Origin of the sequence: Steroidobacter sp. (assembly GCF_036406195.1) — a bacterium.
Lineage (GTDB): Bacteria > Pseudomonadota > Gammaproteobacteria > Steroidobacterales > Steroidobacteraceae > Steroidobacter.
In genome coordinates this window covers 412,308-427,960 of record NZ_DASWVW010000027.1, presented here as the reverse complement: position 1 = coordinate 427,960, position 15,653 = coordinate 412,308, and the positions used below count along the sequence as shown (strand labels likewise).

The window sequence follows — 15,653 nt, the reverse complement described above, 5'->3', positions numbered from 1 at the left end:
CTCCTTGGCAACTCACTTCTCTACATCTGTGTGAATAGTTGTATACCCCCAGAACGAGGAAGCGCAGCCGGCTGCCATGCACTCTGCCATGCGTCCCGCGGCCGTTTTGTGTCCGTATGCTTACGGTGCGTTATAGTCTATTCGAAAATGAGTTCGAACGCGCTGAACTGATTCAAATTCTCGCAGAAGTCTATTGCATTTGCACTGACTCTTTTCGGAGACACGCCGACTTGAGTTCCTGTTCAGCTCGCGCCTTAGGTCCGGCGCCGCGTCGAGACCGCCCTGCGCCAGCGGGTGCTCTCCAGCGACAGTGAGGCATCCCCATACGCTAGCATTTGTTTCGACGACCAGCCCCACTCCCTACCGGCCATGGGTTTCGCCTGACGGCCAGTTCCACACCAGCGCCGCGAGGCGTTGGCGCCGCGAATCCGAGAGGAATGCAACATCTCCGTTTGCAGAGGCAATGTCGTTCTATCCGCCGCGCTCGTGTACGCGGCGCGGCCGGTCGCTACAAGACAGCCTCAGCGAGAACGCGACGCAAAGTGTCTGCTACCAGCGACATATGCTCCTGGTCCAGTGTCGGATGGACAAGCAGCGCAAGGCTCGTCGTTCCCAGCTCATGCGCCACTGGCAATCCCGTGACTGGAGCGAGTCCCGCATCCACGAACGCTTTTTCGCGATACATCTCCGAGCACGAACCAGAGAAGCACGGAACGCCCCGCGCCACCACTTCTGAGACGATGCGGTCCCTGCTCCAGCCGCTGCGCAGCCGCTCGGGGACAATGTAAGCGTAGAAGCGGTAGTACGCGTGTCGCAGGTGCCCGGGAACCTCGGGCACGCGCAAGCCAGGAGTCTCTCGCAGCAGATCCATCAGCACTTGCGCATTGGCACGTCGCCGGGCGCTCCACTGCGGCAGTTTGCGCAGCTGGAGTCTGCCGATCGCTGCCTGTATTTCGGTCATCCGCCAGTTCGTGCCAAATGACTCGTGCACCCATCGGAATCCAGGAGGGTGCTCCCGGTTGTACACAGCATCGAAGCTCTTGCCATGATCTTTGAAAGCCCAGGCACGCGCCCACATTTCCTCGTCATTGGTAGCCAGTAGCCCGCCTTCTCCGCCGGTCGTGATGATCTTGTCCTGGCAGAACGAGAAAGCAGCTGCATGGCCGATAGATCCGACTGCGCGCCCGCGGTGGGTCGCGCCATGCGCCTGCGCGCAATCCTCGAGCACGCGGATGCCACGCGCATTGGCCAGCGACATGATATCGTCCATTTCGCAGGGCCAGCCGCCGAGATGCACCGGAATGATCGCGCGGGTGCGCGGCGTGAGGACCCGTTCGATAGTCGCGGCAGTCAGGTTGCCGCTGTCGCGATCGACATCCGCGAAGACGGGCTTCGCGCCCTGCAGTACGGCGCAGCTGGCCGAAGCCACGAACGACCGCGGCGTGACGACGACTTCGTCTCCCGGCCCGATGTTCCACATGCGCAGCGCCAGCTCCAGTGCGACGGTACCATTCATCAGCGCGATGGCATGCTTGAGTCCGAGCGTGCTCGCGTATTCCTGCTCGAAAGCGCGCCCCGCCCCTCCCGTCCAATAGTTCACCTTTCCCGAGGCCAGTATGGTCTCCACGGCATGCCGCTCGTCAGGATCGAACCTCGGCCACGTCGGCAGCACATTGCTTGCGCTCAATTGCGATCCCCTCGGAGAACTCCGCTTCGTTGCGCCCGCGCCCTGGCGGGATTGCCCATGACGACTGCGTGATCGGGAACGTCCCTCACCACAACTGCACCTGCGCCGACGACTGCGTCCGCACCGATCCTGATTCCCTGCCGAGCGACGGCGCCAATGCCGAACCAGCTCCGCGCACCTACGTGAACGTTGCCGGCCAGATGAGCTCCCGGGCACACGTGGACTCCTTCCGCGAGCACGCAATCGTGGTCAACTGTAGCCCCGGTATTGATGATGCAACCGGCACCGATGCGCGCGCCAACATTGACGCATGCACCGGCAATGACGACCGATCCTTCGCCGAGCGTACTGTAAGCACTCACGCTCGCACGCGGATGAACGATCGCAACACACTGAAAACCCATCTGTCTGGCGCGCGCCAGCAGGTCGAGCCGTAGGTGCGCGTCGCCGAAACCGGCGGCAAAGGCGTCGAACGTACGGGAATGGTCGGCGAGACCATCGAGGCGTCCGACGATCGGCCAACCTTCGGCGGTCGTGGGGTTTGAATCGCGATCATCGAGAAAGGCGACCGACGAGTACATCCCCGTGGCCAGCGCGGTATCGGCAACGACGCGGCCATGCCCGCCCGCGCCAGCGATGAGCAGCCTCATCGCAGTCCACCGCGAAAACGCTCGGCACTGACGTGCCCAGGCTGCACGATCCCGTCCGAGCGCACTACCCTGACCACCGTCATTACCAGGATACGCAGGTCGAGGAGGAAGCTGCGGTGATCGACGTACCAGACGTCGAGCTCGAACTTGCGCTCCCAGGAGATGGCGTTGCGACCGTTCACCTGCGCCCATCCTGTAATGCCGGGCCGCACTTCGTGACGCCGCATCTGCTCTGCCGAATACAACGCAAGGTACTCCATCAATAACGGTCTCGGACCCACCAGACTCATGTCGCCTACCAGAACATTCCACAGCTCCGGCAATTCATCGAGGCTGGTTGCACGCAGAAAGCGGCCAAGCCTGCCGAGCCGCAGCTCATCCGGCAGGGGCACCCCGTGTTCATCGCTGGCCTCGCGCATCGTGCGAAATTTCCTCACGATAAACGGTTTTCCATCCAGCCCCGGCCGCGTCTGCCGGAACAGCACTGGCGGTCCGAGCGCCAGCCGAACAGCGATGCCGACCGCAAGCAGAACGGGACTGAGCAGCACCAGAGCGAGTGCCGCCACAAAGATGTCGAAGCTCCGTTTCAAGCGAAGCGATCGCCCAATGCGTTCAAGCGCCATTCGACTTACCCACTGCGACCGCGGACCTGGTGGCTACCGTGACGTTCATGCGTGCCGGCTCAGCGCAAGCATGTCGGGATTCATGCATGCACCGCCCCCCGATCGGCTGGTATCACCGGCCCGCCTCCGGCCACGACGGCTTGCAGCAATGCCCCGGCGACAGCCACGAATATCGCATCCGAGGCGGCGAGACCATCGATGCCATCCATGATGGACCAAACATCAGGACGCACGCGAGCTCCGTTGCGCCGGATTCGCACGCACTCCAAGTGCATACACCTGTGGCGAACGAACGCTGGCGACGCATATCCGGTCCGCGCCGGATTCGCTTGCATTGCATCCGCGATGGCGCGAATCAGCTCCGTCGTCGAAGGCGCCACGTCATCGGCGGTCAGCAGCGTCTGAGTGGTCGGGCCCGGACGGGTAATCGCCGCGAAAATCACATCGGCGAGATTCCAGACACTGATCAGGCTGCGCGAGTTCTCCACGCTGCCGAACGGCAGCGGCAGACCCGAGCCGACCAGGACCCGACCGACGAACCCGTTCGCTCCCGTGACTGCGATGGTCTGCATCGTCGTTGCGATCAACGACTGGCGGTCGCGTGCACGCGCTCGAGGATGCGCGCGAGATCGGCGCCTAGCTGGTCTCGATCGAAACGGCTCCGGGCGAGCTCGCTGGCGGCCCGGCCCGCGGATTCCAGCCATACGCGATCTCGCAGCGCGCGCACGACGTCGCGTGCCGCGGCATCGATATCGGTATCGCTGATGATCATCCCCGCTCCCGCCTCGCTCGCAACCTGCGCCTGCCAGCCGGGGAAATTATTGATGATCGGCTTGCCGGCGGCGAGGGAATCGAAGAACTTGTTCTGTACGGCATCGCGCCAGACGATGCGCGGACCGGTAAACAACGCCAGCGTGGCGTCCGCGGCCTGCACCCAGGCTGCAGCTTCCCGCTTCGGCCGCTTGCCGAGCAGGAACAGGTTCTTGTCCAGCACGCCGAGTTGCGTCGCCAGCGCCTGCGAAGCCTCGAAGTCGCGGCCCGCCCCAACGCCGACGATTCGCAGCTCCGGATCGATCTTTGCGATCGCCGCCGCCAGCTTCGCGAGATACGTCGTGCCCGTCAGCAGCGTGAACGTACCCGTATAGACGAGCAGCGGCCGCTCGCCCAGCCAGGCATGCCGCTCACGCAGTTCGCGCCCGGTCGACTCATCGCAGAACAGGTCGAAATCGCAGCCGTTGGGAATGACCGAAACCTGGCCCTGCGGATAGCCGGTCGCAACGATCTCATCGCGCATGCCCGGCGCCAGAGCGACCACGTGCTCGGAATTGCGGTAAGCGAATCGCTCGAGCCAGCGCGCCGCCGCTTTGAGCACAGGATTGCTGATCGCGCCTATCGCGATTGGAACCGCCGGCCACAGATCCCTCACTTCGAACACCATCGGACGCCGGCAGCGCCAAGAAGCATACACCGCGGGCAGCGCGATCGTCAGCGGCGTGCTGGTCGCAAAGATCACATCGCCCTGCAGCTGTGCCGCCTTGCGCGCGGCGCGCCAGGCGAAAGTGAAAAACGATCTCAGGCGCGCCGGATAGCTCATCGTGTTGTCATAGGGCACGGCTGCCCAGTGAACCTTGATCCCGTCCTCGATCGACTCGCGCCACGGCGGCGCGCCCTCCGCGGCCTCCTGATCCGTCGTGACCATGTGGACTTCGTGGCCCTTCTCGACGAGTCGTCGCGCCATCTGATACGAGCGCACGGTCCCGGACATCTGCGGGGTCAGAAAATACTGGTGCAGGTAGACGATGCGCACAGTGCCCTCTTTTTACAGTCTCAACTCACTCGGCCTCGAACCGCGCGGGTTCGCTCTAGCGCCGCTTCATAGATCGCAATCAACTGATCACTGATCGCGTCGCCGCTCATCGCCTCGACGTGCCGGCGCAACCGCTGCGGGGCCGGCGCGGACAGGACGTCGCATATGTTCGCAGCGATCACTTCCGCATCCGGCGGACAGACGCGGCAACTGGGCTCGACGCTGGCAATATCGCGCAGGTCGCTCACGTCGGTCGCGACGAACGGTACGTTGCAGGCCAGCGCCTCCTTGATCGAGTTCGGCCATCCCTCGTTATCCGAAGTGCACAGGATCAGATCGCAGGCCGCCACGAACAACGGCATCTGCTCGTGCGGAAGATCCGAAGCGATGCGCAGACGCAGATTGCCACAGCGCGCCTGCGCAAGGTCGAACGCCTGCTGCGCCAGCGCGAAGCGCTTGATGGGATTGTGGAGCCGCAGCGAGTTGAACAGCACCCATTTCTCTTCGCAACCCGGGTACCCGAGCAACGCGCGTGCTTCACGCTTGTCGCGCGGCACGAACCGCGACAGATCGACCGGCGAGGGACTCACATCAACGTGCGCCCTGGGCGCAAAGCGCTGCAGTTCGGCGGCGACGCGACGCGAGACAGTCAACACCACATCGTACGAATTTATCGATAGCCGCGTAAACGCCGATGCGAGGCGCGTATGGAAATAGAAGAATCCGCGCGACGCTCGGTGAACGTTCCAGTCGCTGCCGCGAATCGTTACGACCTTGGGAACGCTATCGGCCGCGGACGTGACGAGCGCGCACGCCGACCCGAACTGCGCATGCACGAGGTCGAATCCGGGTGCCAGGCGCCTGACGTGCTTGCGCGCGCGAAGCAGTTGCCGCACCGAGCGGAGATTACCGAGATACTCGAGCTGCAGATCGACACCGCGCGCGCGGATAGCCTCGGCCGCCTTGTGCATGAAGACGCCGCTGTTCGGCACGCTGGGATCGAAGTTGTGAGTCCACAGTACTCGCATGGCCCGCCGATGCCAGGATTACAGGGGCCGCCGGCAGCGAACTTCGATGCCGTTACCGCTCTTCCCCACCGCCCCCACCGTCGCGCCTGGTGCGCGATGGATGGCATCGCCGGACCCTGCCAGCGGCTGCCGATCGAGGGGATACCCGAGCTCGGGGAATGCACTGATCGCGGTGGAGGACATCTAGTTGACGCTTTGTCCGGTGAAACTGACATTGGTGTTGTTCGACCAGATCAGGAAGTTCAGCAGCTTCCAGAGAATGGACGAGTGATTCTGTCGCCCTGACGTCGTGCGCGAGAACAGATCGTTGATGCGCGCGACGTCAAGCATATCGGGCCGCCTGCGCACGAACTGCGCCAGATGGTCGAAGAACAGCGGCTTGAGCGAGGTCTGCAGCCACTTGCCGTAAGGAACGCTGAACCCGGTCTTCGGGCCGAACAGGATCTCATCAGGCACGATGCCCTTGAGCGCCGATTTCAGCAGCCATTTCTTGCGCCCCAAGGGCATCTTGCTGCTGCCCGGCAGGCGCACGACGTAGTCGACGAGGTCATGATCGAGAAATGGCACGCGCACTTCCAGGCTCGCAGCCATCGTCGCGCGATCGACCTTCTGCAGATAGATGTCCGGCAGGACGACCAGCAGGTCGACCAGAGACATCCGGTTGCCGATATCGTGGCTTTCGAACAGCGCGTGCAGCCGACGGATTCGGGCCAGTGGGTCGGTTCGATCCATCGTCTGGGAGACGCCCGGCGAGAATATGCTCGACGGACTGTCGTCACGGTCCTCGGCGGTCACCAGCAAGGCCATCGTCGTCGCCAGATCCGGGGCGGCAAACGCCCGCAGGTACCGCTGAATCCTGTAATGCATGGCAGACTGCGGCGTGAGTGCATTGACGTGCAGCAGGATTCGCGACAGTGGATGCAGCAGGCGGTGGTACTTCAACGTGACGTAGCGACGATAGCCGCCGAACAGCTCGTCGCCGCCGTCGCCCTGCAGTACGACCTTCGTCTGTGCGCTGATCCTGGCCGCCATCAGATACAGAGGAATATTCGCGGCGTCCGCAAACGGCGAGTCGTAGTGTGCGACCATCTTTTCGACCAGATCGCTGACGTGCTCGCCCGCGATGTGAATCTCGTGATGTTCCGTGCCGTAAAGGCTCGCGACGCGCTTCGCCTTGGGCAGCTCGCCGCCGTCTTTTGCGAAATCGAACCCTACCGAATAGGTCGCAAGGCGTCCCTGGTAATGACGTGAAGCAAACGCAGCGATGGCGCTCGAATCGACGCCGCCCGAGAGGAAAACGCCAACGGGCACATCGCTGACTATCTGACGCTGCACAGCCTGCTCGAGCAGACGTCGGGTCTGCTCTACCGCACGTTCGTGGGTATCTGCAGCGGCTGCCTGCTCGACATCGACATGCTGCCGCAGCGACCAGTACTCGCGAACCGCATGCTCGAATGAAATCGTGTCGATCTCCAGGCAGCAGCCGGGCAGCAATTGCCTGACGCCGTCATAGAGAGTGTTCTCACCCAGCGAATTGCCGTAGTACAGCCACTCGCCCAGCGAAGCCACGTCGCACGTCGGAGGCTGCGTCACCAGCGCATGAATTCCCTTGATCTCGGATGCAAAGGCCAGGCCGGACGCATCGAGCCGGTAGTACAGCGGCTTGATCCCCAAGCGGTCGCGCACCAGCCACATCTTGCGGGCGACCCTGTCGTACACGCAGAACGCGAACATTCCGTTGAGCTGCTGCAACGAGGCGACGCCGAATCGCACGAACAGCTCCAGCACGACTTCAGTGTCGGAGCCCGACCGCAGATGATCCAGACCGTGCTTGCTCGCGAGCTCCCGGAAGTTGTACACCTCGCCGTTGTAACTGATCACAAAGCGGCCGCAGGCCGACTGCATCGGCTGGTGACCGGCGCTCGATAGATCGAGAATGCTCAGGCGAGTGTGCGCGAGCCAGACATTCACATCCTGATAGAACCCCTCATCGTCCGGCCCGCGATGACGCAGGACGCGCGCGGCTTCACGTATGCGCGCCCCGATGCCGGTGTCCGGCTGCGACGAACGGCTGACGACACCCATGATCCCACACATCACGCAGGCCCTCGGGTGAGGGCCGGCAAGTGTGACGGCAGGAGCGCGTGCAGATATTGCTGAGCGATTTCATGCAGCGCGAAGTCGTTCGCTCTTTGCCGCCCGTTCGGGCGCGGAGAGTCGAGCGCCGCGGTAATCGCCGCGGCCATCGCTTCGGCGTCGCCGACTGGCACGAGATGACCCCACTTTCCTGCCTGAAGAATCTCGGCGGAGCCGCCGTTGCAATCGGTACTGACGACCGCGGTACCGCAGGCGAGCGCCTGCATGAGCGCATTCGGGCACCCTTCCGTCAGCGACGAGCTCACGAATACGCCGGCGCACCGCATCCAAGCAAACGGATTGCCGACGAATCCCGGCAGACAGACATCGTTGCGCAGGTTCAGCTGCTCGACCATGGACTCGAGCTTCGCTCGCTCCGGGCCCTCACCCAGAATGATCAGACGACACTCGCGCGCCGACCGCACGATGGCGAAGGCTCGGATCAGAGTCTGGAAATCCTTGAGCACGGTGAGGCTGCCCACGCTCAAGACGACCGGCGCGGATCCGGGCGTCAGCCACGGGTGATCCGCCGCCATCCGGCTATTCCTGTCGATATATTCCATGTCGAGCGGATTGTAGATGACCGTCAGTTTGCCGTTCGAGACGCCCAGCGAGCCGGCAAGATCCGCAGCGACTGCCTGCGAATTCGCAATGACCTGATCGGCAAGGCGATATGTCAGTCTGCTCATTTGCAGCGTCATCCAGCGCCGCCGACTCCTGTTCGCGCGATATATGGCTGTGGGAACCGCTCGCGTCGAGACGACGCAACGCGTACTGCGCCCAGCCAGCGAGCGCGCCAGCACGGCAATGACATTCGCATGTTCGAGCCCGGAGAGAATCGCCGCCGGGCGCCGCGAACGCAGGTACCTCACGAGGGCGGGCAAGCAATTCAGCACGCCCGATGCACGCAGGTCGACGATTCGGACCTGCTCCGAGATCTCCTCGAGATAGGGCCCACGCGCGCGGGCAAGCACGAATTCCACGCGACAACCGAGCTTGGCGAATTCGTTGGCCAGTTGCACGAAGACGCGCTCTGCCCCGCCCCCCTCGACCGACGGAAGAAATAAAGTGATCGCCGGAGACATCAGCGGGGGATTTCGCGAGCGCGTGTATGCCGCGCTTTCGACTTCGAAGCGAAGGATGATGTCGGCATCATGAGCGCCCTGCCTGTCGCGCCCGAGCGGTCACGACTGCGCACGACCGAGCCAGGCCTGAAACATGAGGACCTGCCAGAGACTGTCTGCTTCCGTGGCGGCGCCGTCGAGATGTCGTGACCACTGCCGACGCACCAGGCGCGGGTTCAGGAAACCACCGCTCTGCAGCCGCTGTTCGGACAATAGATCTTCAGCCCATTCGCGCAACGGACCGCGAATCCACTCGCCGACGGGAATGCCGAATCCCATCTTCGGACGCTCGGTCAGCGCCGGCGGAACGTACTTCGCCAGAACCTGCTTCAGCAGCCACTTCGACTCCCCATTGCGGACTTTCATGTGCAGCGGCAGACGCCACGCGAGCTCTACGACGCGATGATCCAGCATGGGCACGCGAGACTCCAAGCTCACTGCCATCGACGCGCGATCGACCTTGGCCAGAATATCGTCCGGCAGGTAGGTCACGGCGTCCGCATACATCATGGTGTCGTACAAACCAGCTCGTGCCGGAACCGAAGGCACCAAGGTACGATCGTCCGGCAGCTCCGCGCTGCTACCGAGGACGAAATCGTGCGGGCGGCGCTGCAGGACCTGCTCCTGATAGCAATCGACGGCGCTGGCAGCCGAGAGGTACAGCGCGGCGCGATTCGCTTTCCAGCCAAAATCGGAGTGCCGCCCGCAGAGGGACAACATTTTCGCTCCGGGCGCGAGCGCTTTCCTCGCGAAATGGGGAATGCGGCAAACTTTGCGCCAGATATTTTCGGTACGCCGGTAGCGCGTATATCCGCCGAACAACTCGTCGCCTCCGTCACCCGAGAGCGCCACGGTGACGTGCCGGCGCGCCAGCTGCGAGACCAGAAACGTCGGAATCGCGGAGCTGTCCCCGAAAGGCTCATCGTACAGCTCCGGCAATCTGGGAATGACATCCATTGTTTCCCGGGGGCTGACATACAGCTCCGTATGATCCGTTTGCAGGTGCTGCGCCACCATTTTCGCGTGCCCCGCTTCCTGGTAGTGCGATTCGTGAAAACCAATCGTGAAGGTCCGCACCGCACGTGAGGACTGAGCCTGCATCAGCGCTACTACGGTGCTCGAATCGATGCCGCCCGAGAGAAACGCCCCCAGGGGCACATCGGCGACCCTTTGCAGCGCCACTGCCTTGCGCAGCTCGCTATCGAGACGGTCGATCGCCTCCTCGTCGGTTCCTGAAAATGGATCGCTCAGGCCGCTTTCCACGACCCGGTGCAGTGACCAATACGACTGCGGCTGCGGCAGGGTGCCAGGCGCATCCGCCGCGCGGAGCGTCAGGCATGTCCCCGGCAGCAGCTTGTAAATTCCCGCGTAGATCGAGCGCGGCGCGACGATGTAGCCGCGACGCATATACATCGCCAGCACATCGCGATCGACCTCGGCCCTGAAAGCCGGATACCGTCGCAGCGCCTTGAGCTCCGAGCCGAACAGGAACGCATTGCCCTGCCAGCCATAGTAGAGCGGTTTTTCGCCGAGCCGGTCACGTGACAGGGTCAGCGTGCGTGACTGCCGGTCCCACAATGCAAAGGCGAACATGCCTGCCGCTTTCGCCAGAGTGGCTTCGATCCCCCAGCATTCGATGCCGGCCAACAGCGTTTCCGTGTCGGAATGCCCGCGCCAGGCGGGCGCCGATCCACGTTCAGCGAGCTCGGCGCGAATCTCCGAATGGTTATAGATTTCGCCGTTGAAGATGAGGACGAAGCGGCCCGACGCCGAGGTCATCGGCTGCCGCCCGGCCGGCGACAGCTCGAGCACCGCCAGCCGGCGATGGCCTAGCGCCATGCCCGCATCCGCATCGACCCAGACTCCGGCATCGTCGGGACCACGATGGACGAGCCCCTCGGTCAGCGCTGCGATGGTAGCCTCATCGAGCACGACGGCCGAGCCGGCCGGCCGCAGGATCCCGACTATTCCGCACATGCGACCCGCTCGGCGGCCCACTCATTGCACCCGAGGCTCGTGTTGCGCCGGGAGTTGATCAACGTGAATCCGCGGGCTTCAAGGTAGCGCGTCATCGTGTCGAAGCCGACGAACTCGTAGGGAAAGCCGCCCACCCAATCGATCTGATCGTACTTCGAGGTCATACCTCGCTCGCGCCTGACCCGGCGAATGGCGTTGATCGCGGTCATCGGCTGCAGCTTCAGCGTGTACTTGATGAGCACGACGATGTGGGTGATCAGCATCATCGTAGCGACGAACGGCGCTCGCAGTACCCGAGGCAGCATGTTGTAGAGGCGTTTGATGAGCCACCACACGTGCGACTTCCAGCCCTGATCGTTGTAAAGCGCGATAAACAGCTTTCCTTTCGCGGGCTCCACCAAGCCGATCGCATGCTCCAGCGCGAGCCACATCGCTCCAGTGTGATGCAGCACTCCCCAGCTGTAGACGATATCGAACCGGCCCAGCGTGCTGAGATAGTTCCGGTCCAGCACCGAGCCGCTTTCGATGCGCCACTGCTCGTCTGCCTGGCGATAACGACGCTTCAGCTCCTGTGTACAAGCCACCGACTGTGGATCGTAGTCGAAGGAGTGCACCGTGGCGCCGAGCCGACGCGCTGCGAGACTGAACAGGCCGGAGCCGCTGCCGATGTCCAGAAACCGCAGCCCATCGAGCCTCGTCACGCCCAGCATGTGCTGCAGCGAGACCTCGGCCTCGGCGATCGCGCGGTCGTCCACCGTAGCAAGAAAACGCGCCCAATTGTCGCCGAATTCGAAACGCTGCTTGCTGGCGATCTCGTGAGTCGCACTCATTCGAAGTTCACTCTCCCGGTTCCGACGTCGGCGTCGACTGTGCGATGGTCTGCGAGCAGACAGTCCTCCCACTGCGCCATGATCAGGTCCTGATGAAAACGCTGTCTCACTCTGAGCGCCTCGCGGCCGAGGCGCTCGCGCAGCGCGGGCTGCGATATCAGTTCGGTGATCGCCCTGCTCAGCGCATCGATGTCCTCCACCGGCACCAAGCGCCCGTTGACGCCGTCCTCGATCAGGTCCGCTGGACCCGAGGCACAGTCGGAGCTGACGACAGCAGCCCCCATTCCCATGCTTTCCAGCACGACGTTGGGGAAGCCCTCGAAACGTGACGGCTGCACCACTATGCCCGCGCGGGCCATCCAGTCTTCCACGTTGCGCACTTGGCCGACGAACGTGACGCGCTCGCCGAGTTGCAATTGCCTGCTCAGGCTCATCAGTCGTGACTGCTCGACACCATCGCCGATGATAGTCACGTTCCAATCTGCGAAGTCGGCGGCGATGCGTGAGAAAGCCTGCAGCAGCAAGTCGAATCCCTTCTGGCGCACAAGACGGCCGACGGCCAGTATCAACGGCTGCCGCTGCTCGTGCGCATCAGGTAGGGGACGCAGCGCATTCGGAATGACGAGCGCCGTCGCGCCGCAGTTTAGATCGATCCATCGAGCGGCTTCACGTGTCTGCGCAATGACGGCGTCGGACCACCGATATACGAGCTTGCGCAATAGCTTCCAGGTCCAAGGCAACGCCGAGTGCATACCAGGGTGAATGCGCTCCGATACGACGAGGCGGGACTTCAGTCCGGTGTGCGCAAGTACCGTCAGCACGTTGCTTTCGGTGACGAAGCTCAGTACCGCATTGGGACGGGCCGAATGCAGCAATCTTCTGAGCTTCAGGACGCGCCGCAGGCTCGTGCGCGTAATGGCAAACCATTCGCCGGGCCTGCTCTCAACGTCCAAGTGCACTCGCCGGACCGCGGGGTCCAGTTCGTAGAAGTCGCTGACCTGCGGACCGGTCCAGGTTGCCAGCGTAACGTCGAAGCCTTTGCTGGCCCAGTAGTTCGCGATGTTCGACATCTGTCGTTCGGCGCCGCCGCCCGACAGGCTGCCGATCACCAAGAGCAGCCTGACTCGTTCGCCTTGTAAACAGCGCGAGGACGCCATGTTGAAGCAGCGCTCCCCTACCCCTTGCGCCGGGCAACCGCGAGAAAGGAATGACCGCAGTACGGGTCTAGCGCTCGCCCGACGACCAGGCGAAGCGCGCGCTTGAAGATCGAGGGGCGCGGAGCGAGCAGCCACTCGATCGGGCGTCGGAACGAGCTCATGTCATCCTTCATTGAGATTTCCGCGACGCGCCCGCGCCAGCGCACCACCTGAAAACCATGCCGTCGGAGCCCCGCGCACACCTCTTCCCGCCCGAGCGCGAACTGATAGAAGGAAGCCGGTTCGTCTGCGAAGTCGATCGATTGGTATCGGCCACGATCAGCCTTGCGTCTGCGATATGGTGAGAACCATGGCGCCGTCAGAAACAGGTAGCCCCCCGGCTTCAGCACACGTGCCGCCTCCGCGAGGATCTTGTCGTAACCGTTCCAGAAATGCTCGATGACGCCGATGGACCAATAGCCGTCGAAATAGCCGTCGGGGAAATTCAGAGCCCTGACGTCTCCCTGCCGCACGTCGAGGTCGGGATAGTCGATGACGGCCTGCTTCACCGAGTTCTCGGCGAAATCGATGCCAATCGCATTGAAGCCGGCGTCGGCCATCGCCTTGACCTTGTTCGCGCGCCCGCAGCCGCCTTCGAGGACTCGCGCTCCGGGCGGCAGGTACCGGCGCGTGACCGTAATGACGTCATCGCGCGGACTTATCGGCTTCGGCTTGCCCTCGGCCCGCCAGTGCTCGTCCCAGAACTCCGGCGTCGCCTTCTCTTCGAGGTAGATCAGCCGCCGGGCGCGCGAGGAATAGACAACCTGCCTCACAAGCGCGCCGCTCCTGGAGGATTCTCCGACTGGGAAGGCTTGGGCGAGTGCGAACGGAGAATCGCCGTGCCGAGCGCGATGAAAGCTGCCAGGGAAGAGTTGTAGTGCATCGTTCCGGACATGGTAATGAACACATAACAAACGACAGCGCCGAAAAGGAGAGCGTCCACGGTCCGGCCTGTTCGACGCGCGCGGAGCAGTCGCCACGTCATCGCCATGAATATACCGTAGAATAGCGCGAATCCCGCCAGACCCGAGTTGTAGAGTAGGTCGACCGGCGTCGAATGCGACGTGATACCGAAGCGCGAGCGAAACGCCTCCACGCCATGACCGAACAGAGGATTGAGCGCCCAGCCGCTCAGGCCTTCACGGAGCCATTCGCTCCGATCATCCAGCGCCGAGTAGCCCGCCACGTTGTCTCGTGCCTGCAGCACTTCGATGCCTAGCGCGACGCGCTGCATGCCGCTCTGGAGCCTTTCGAGCAACTCCGCGTTGGATGCCACCGCAATCGCCAGCAGCCCCGCCAGCGCGGCCAGCGCAATGGCGTTACGACGCAGCATCCTGGCGAAGTGCCTGAAATAGAATATGCCCGCGGCCAGCGTGCCCAGCGCAATGCCCAGATTGGCCTTGATCGACGTCGTCGCGACGATGTGCAGCATCAGCACCAGGGCAATGAGCAGAACCGGTCCCGACGATCGCTTGTAGAGACTCAACAGCAGCGCGACGATGAAACCGAATAGATAGACGCTGGCGATGGCATTGTAGGAAAAATCGGCCGGGTACGCGAAAGGAAAACCGGTCGTGCTCGTGTAGTAGGCGGCTCCGATCAGGTTGCCGGCCAGGACGCCGCCAAGAACCGCGCGCAGGTCATGGTAGGCCGCGAGCGCGCCCACCTGAACCAGAATGAGCAGGAAGGCCGCAGCGGGAACGATCGTGTTTCGCGCGAGAAGGAGATCATCGGTCCAGAGCAGTTGTATGACCATGTAGCTGAAGAACATCGCGTACAGAGCGAGCTCGCGGGTGAATGCAAAGCGCGGAACCCTGATCAGTTGGAGCAGGAATAGCGCGAGAATCACCGCAGCCAGGCGCGCCGAATTGAGCGACTCGACGAAGGCATCCAGAGTCAGTGCCAGCCCGGTAACGGCAGCCAGCGCGAACGAAGCGGAAAGCCCGACGAACCGGTTGATGCGCACCCGCACCGACGATGGGCTGGAAGTTACGACTGCCTGCGACATGAGTGTTCTGAGCGAATCCTATCGCTGCCGGATGACAGACGCAGGGACGCCAGCCACGGTCGCGTTGTCCGGCACCGATTTCGTTACGACGCTGCCTGCACCAACGATAGCATTGCGGCCGATGCGGATGCCGTCGAGGATTCTCGACCCCGAGCCGATCCAGACTTCGTCGCCGATATCGATTCCGTGCGCCGACACCCCCGCCAGGTGCAGCGGCGTTCCCGCCGTGGGTGCATTGTGATTGGCAGGAATGATCACACTATGAGCCGCGATCCGCACGCCGTTGCCGATATGAACCCCACCGTGCCCATACACGATCGTGAACGGATTGACGCTGCAATTGTCTCCGATATGAATGTGTCCGCCGTAGGTCAGCAGCATTGCATACGGATGGATCTCGCAATTCTTGCCGATGCTGATCGATCCCCCGCCACAGACGCGAACGACGCTGCGCCCCGACACCCACGAGCTCGGATCGATCTTGACGGGCTGGCCGAGAAAGCGAATGGCCAGGCTGAGGCGCTGACCGAGCTTGACGAGTCGCCGCACGGATTTCACCAGAAGCGAGCGCATGGACATCGGACGGC

14 protein-coding genes are annotated in these 15,653 nt (G+C 63.0%); all 14 read right to left on the bottom strand.

Going from position 1 to position 15,653, the window contains the following annotated elements:
* Positions 1–508: 508 nt before the first annotated feature.
* Entirely contained in the window at positions 509–1,687 is a 1,179-nt protein-coding gene (locus VGE08_RS13455) for a DegT/DnrJ/EryC1/StrS aminotransferase family protein (protein ID WP_331068410.1), read from the bottom strand.
* A complete protein-coding gene (locus tag VGE08_RS13450) occupies positions 1,684–2,337 on the bottom strand; it encodes an acetyltransferase (RefSeq protein ID WP_331068409.1) in 654 nt (217 codons plus the stop codon). The genes VGE08_RS13455 and VGE08_RS13450 overlap by 4 nt, the downstream gene beginning before the upstream one ends.
* Positions 2,334–2,960, bottom strand: coding sequence for a sugar transferase (locus VGE08_RS13445; RefSeq protein ID WP_349258683.1), 627 nt, complete (start codon positions 2,958–2,960; stop codon positions 2,334–2,336). Before VGE08_RS13445 ends, VGE08_RS13450 begins: the two co-directional genes overlap by 4 nt.
* Before the next feature lie 80 nt (positions 2,961–3,040).
* Entirely contained in the window at positions 3,041–3,532 is a 492-nt protein-coding gene (locus VGE08_RS13440) for a hypothetical protein (RefSeq protein WP_331068407.1), read from the bottom strand.
* Between the two features lie 11 nt (positions 3,533–3,543).
* Positions 3,544–4,767 carry a glycosyltransferase family 4 protein gene (locus tag VGE08_RS13435; protein ID WP_331068406.1) on the bottom strand — a complete coding sequence of 408 codons (1,224 nt, stop codon included), beginning with the start codon at positions 4,765–4,767 and terminating at the stop codon, positions 3,544–3,546.
* A 20-nt stretch (positions 4,768–4,787) separates the two neighbouring features.
* Positions 4,788–5,795, bottom strand: a complete 1,008-nt coding sequence (locus VGE08_RS13430; protein WP_331068405.1) for a glycosyltransferase — start codon at positions 5,793–5,795, stop codon at positions 4,788–4,790.
* Positions 5,796–5,978: 183 nt separating this feature from the next.
* Entirely contained in the window at positions 5,979–7,892 is a 1,914-nt protein-coding gene (gene asnB, locus VGE08_RS13425) for an asparagine synthase (glutamine-hydrolyzing) (protein WP_331068404.1), read from the bottom strand.
* Complete coding sequence (locus VGE08_RS13420) at positions 7,892–9,016, bottom strand: glycosyltransferase (RefSeq protein WP_331068403.1); 1,125 nt, start codon at positions 9,014–9,016, stop codon at positions 7,892–7,894. The genes asnB (VGE08_RS13425) and VGE08_RS13420 overlap by 1 nt, the downstream gene beginning before the upstream one ends.
* Positions 9,017–9,115: 99 nt before the next feature.
* Positions 9,116–11,032: an asparagine synthase (glutamine-hydrolyzing) gene (gene asnB, locus VGE08_RS13415; protein ID WP_331068402.1), complete on the bottom strand. Its 1,917-nt coding sequence runs from the start codon at positions 11,030–11,032 to the stop codon at positions 9,116–9,118.
* Entirely contained in the window at positions 11,020–11,862 is an 843-nt protein-coding gene (locus VGE08_RS13410) for a class I SAM-dependent methyltransferase (protein ID WP_331068401.1), read from the bottom strand. The genes asnB (VGE08_RS13415) and VGE08_RS13410 overlap by 13 nt, the downstream gene beginning before the upstream one ends.
* On the bottom strand, positions 11,859–12,971 hold the full coding sequence (locus VGE08_RS13405) for a glycosyltransferase family 4 protein (RefSeq protein ID WP_331068562.1): 1,113 nt from the start codon (positions 12,969–12,971) through the stop codon (positions 11,859–11,861). The genes VGE08_RS13410 and VGE08_RS13405 overlap by 4 nt, the downstream gene beginning before the upstream one ends.
* Before the next feature lie 65 nt (positions 12,972–13,036).
* The gene (locus VGE08_RS13400) at positions 13,037–13,831 is read right to left on the bottom strand and encodes a class I SAM-dependent methyltransferase (protein ID WP_331068400.1); all 795 of its coding nucleotides are present in this window, start codon (positions 13,829–13,831) and stop codon (positions 13,037–13,039) included.
* On the bottom strand, positions 13,828–15,066 hold the full coding sequence (locus tag VGE08_RS13395) for an O-antigen ligase family protein (protein WP_331068399.1): 1,239 nt from the start codon (positions 15,064–15,066) through the stop codon (positions 13,828–13,830). The genes VGE08_RS13400 and VGE08_RS13395 overlap by 4 nt, the downstream gene beginning before the upstream one ends.
* An 18-nt stretch (positions 15,067–15,084) precedes the next feature.
* Complete coding sequence (locus VGE08_RS13390; protein WP_331068398.1) at positions 15,085–15,615, bottom strand: acyltransferase; 531 nt, start codon at positions 15,613–15,615, stop codon at positions 15,085–15,087.
* Between the last annotated feature and the right edge of the window lie 38 nt (positions 15,616–15,653).

What these genes read in the sequence shown, in the direction of transcription:
- VGE08_RS13450 (WP_331068409.1), bottom strand. Translation starts at nt 2,337, where the DNA reads ATGAGGCTGCTCATCGCTGGCGCGGGCGGGCATGGCCGCGTCGTTGCC.
- VGE08_RS13445 (WP_349258683.1), bottom strand. Translation starts at nt 2,960, where the DNA reads ATGGCGCTTGAACGCATTGGGCGATCGCTTCGCTTGAAACGGAGCTTC.
- VGE08_RS13440 (WP_331068407.1), bottom strand. Translation starts at nt 3,532, where the DNA reads ATGCAGACCATCGCAGTCACGGGAGCGAACGGGTTCGTCGGTCGGGTC.
- VGE08_RS13430 (WP_331068405.1), bottom strand. Translation starts at nt 5,795, where the DNA reads ATGCGAGTACTGTGGACTCACAACTTCGATCCCAGCGTGCCGAACAGC.
- asnB (WP_331068404.1), bottom strand. Translation starts at nt 7,892, where the DNA reads ATGTGTGGGATCATGGGTGTCGTCAGCCGTTCGTCGCAGCCGGACACC.
- VGE08_RS13420 (WP_331068403.1), bottom strand. Translation starts at nt 9,016, where the DNA reads ATGTCTCCGGCGATCACTTTATTTCTTCCGTCGGTCGAGGGGGGCGGG.
- asnB (WP_331068402.1), bottom strand. Translation starts at nt 11,032, where the DNA reads ATGTGCGGAATAGTCGGGATCCTGCGGCCGGCCGGCTCGGCCGTCGTG.
- VGE08_RS13410 (WP_331068401.1), bottom strand. Translation starts at nt 11,862, where the DNA reads ATGAGTGCGACTCACGAGATCGCCAGCAAGCAGCGTTTCGAATTCGGC.
- VGE08_RS13395 (WP_331068399.1), bottom strand. Translation starts at nt 15,066, where the DNA reads ATGTCGCAGGCAGTCGTAACTTCCAGCCCATCGTCGGTGCGGGTGCGC.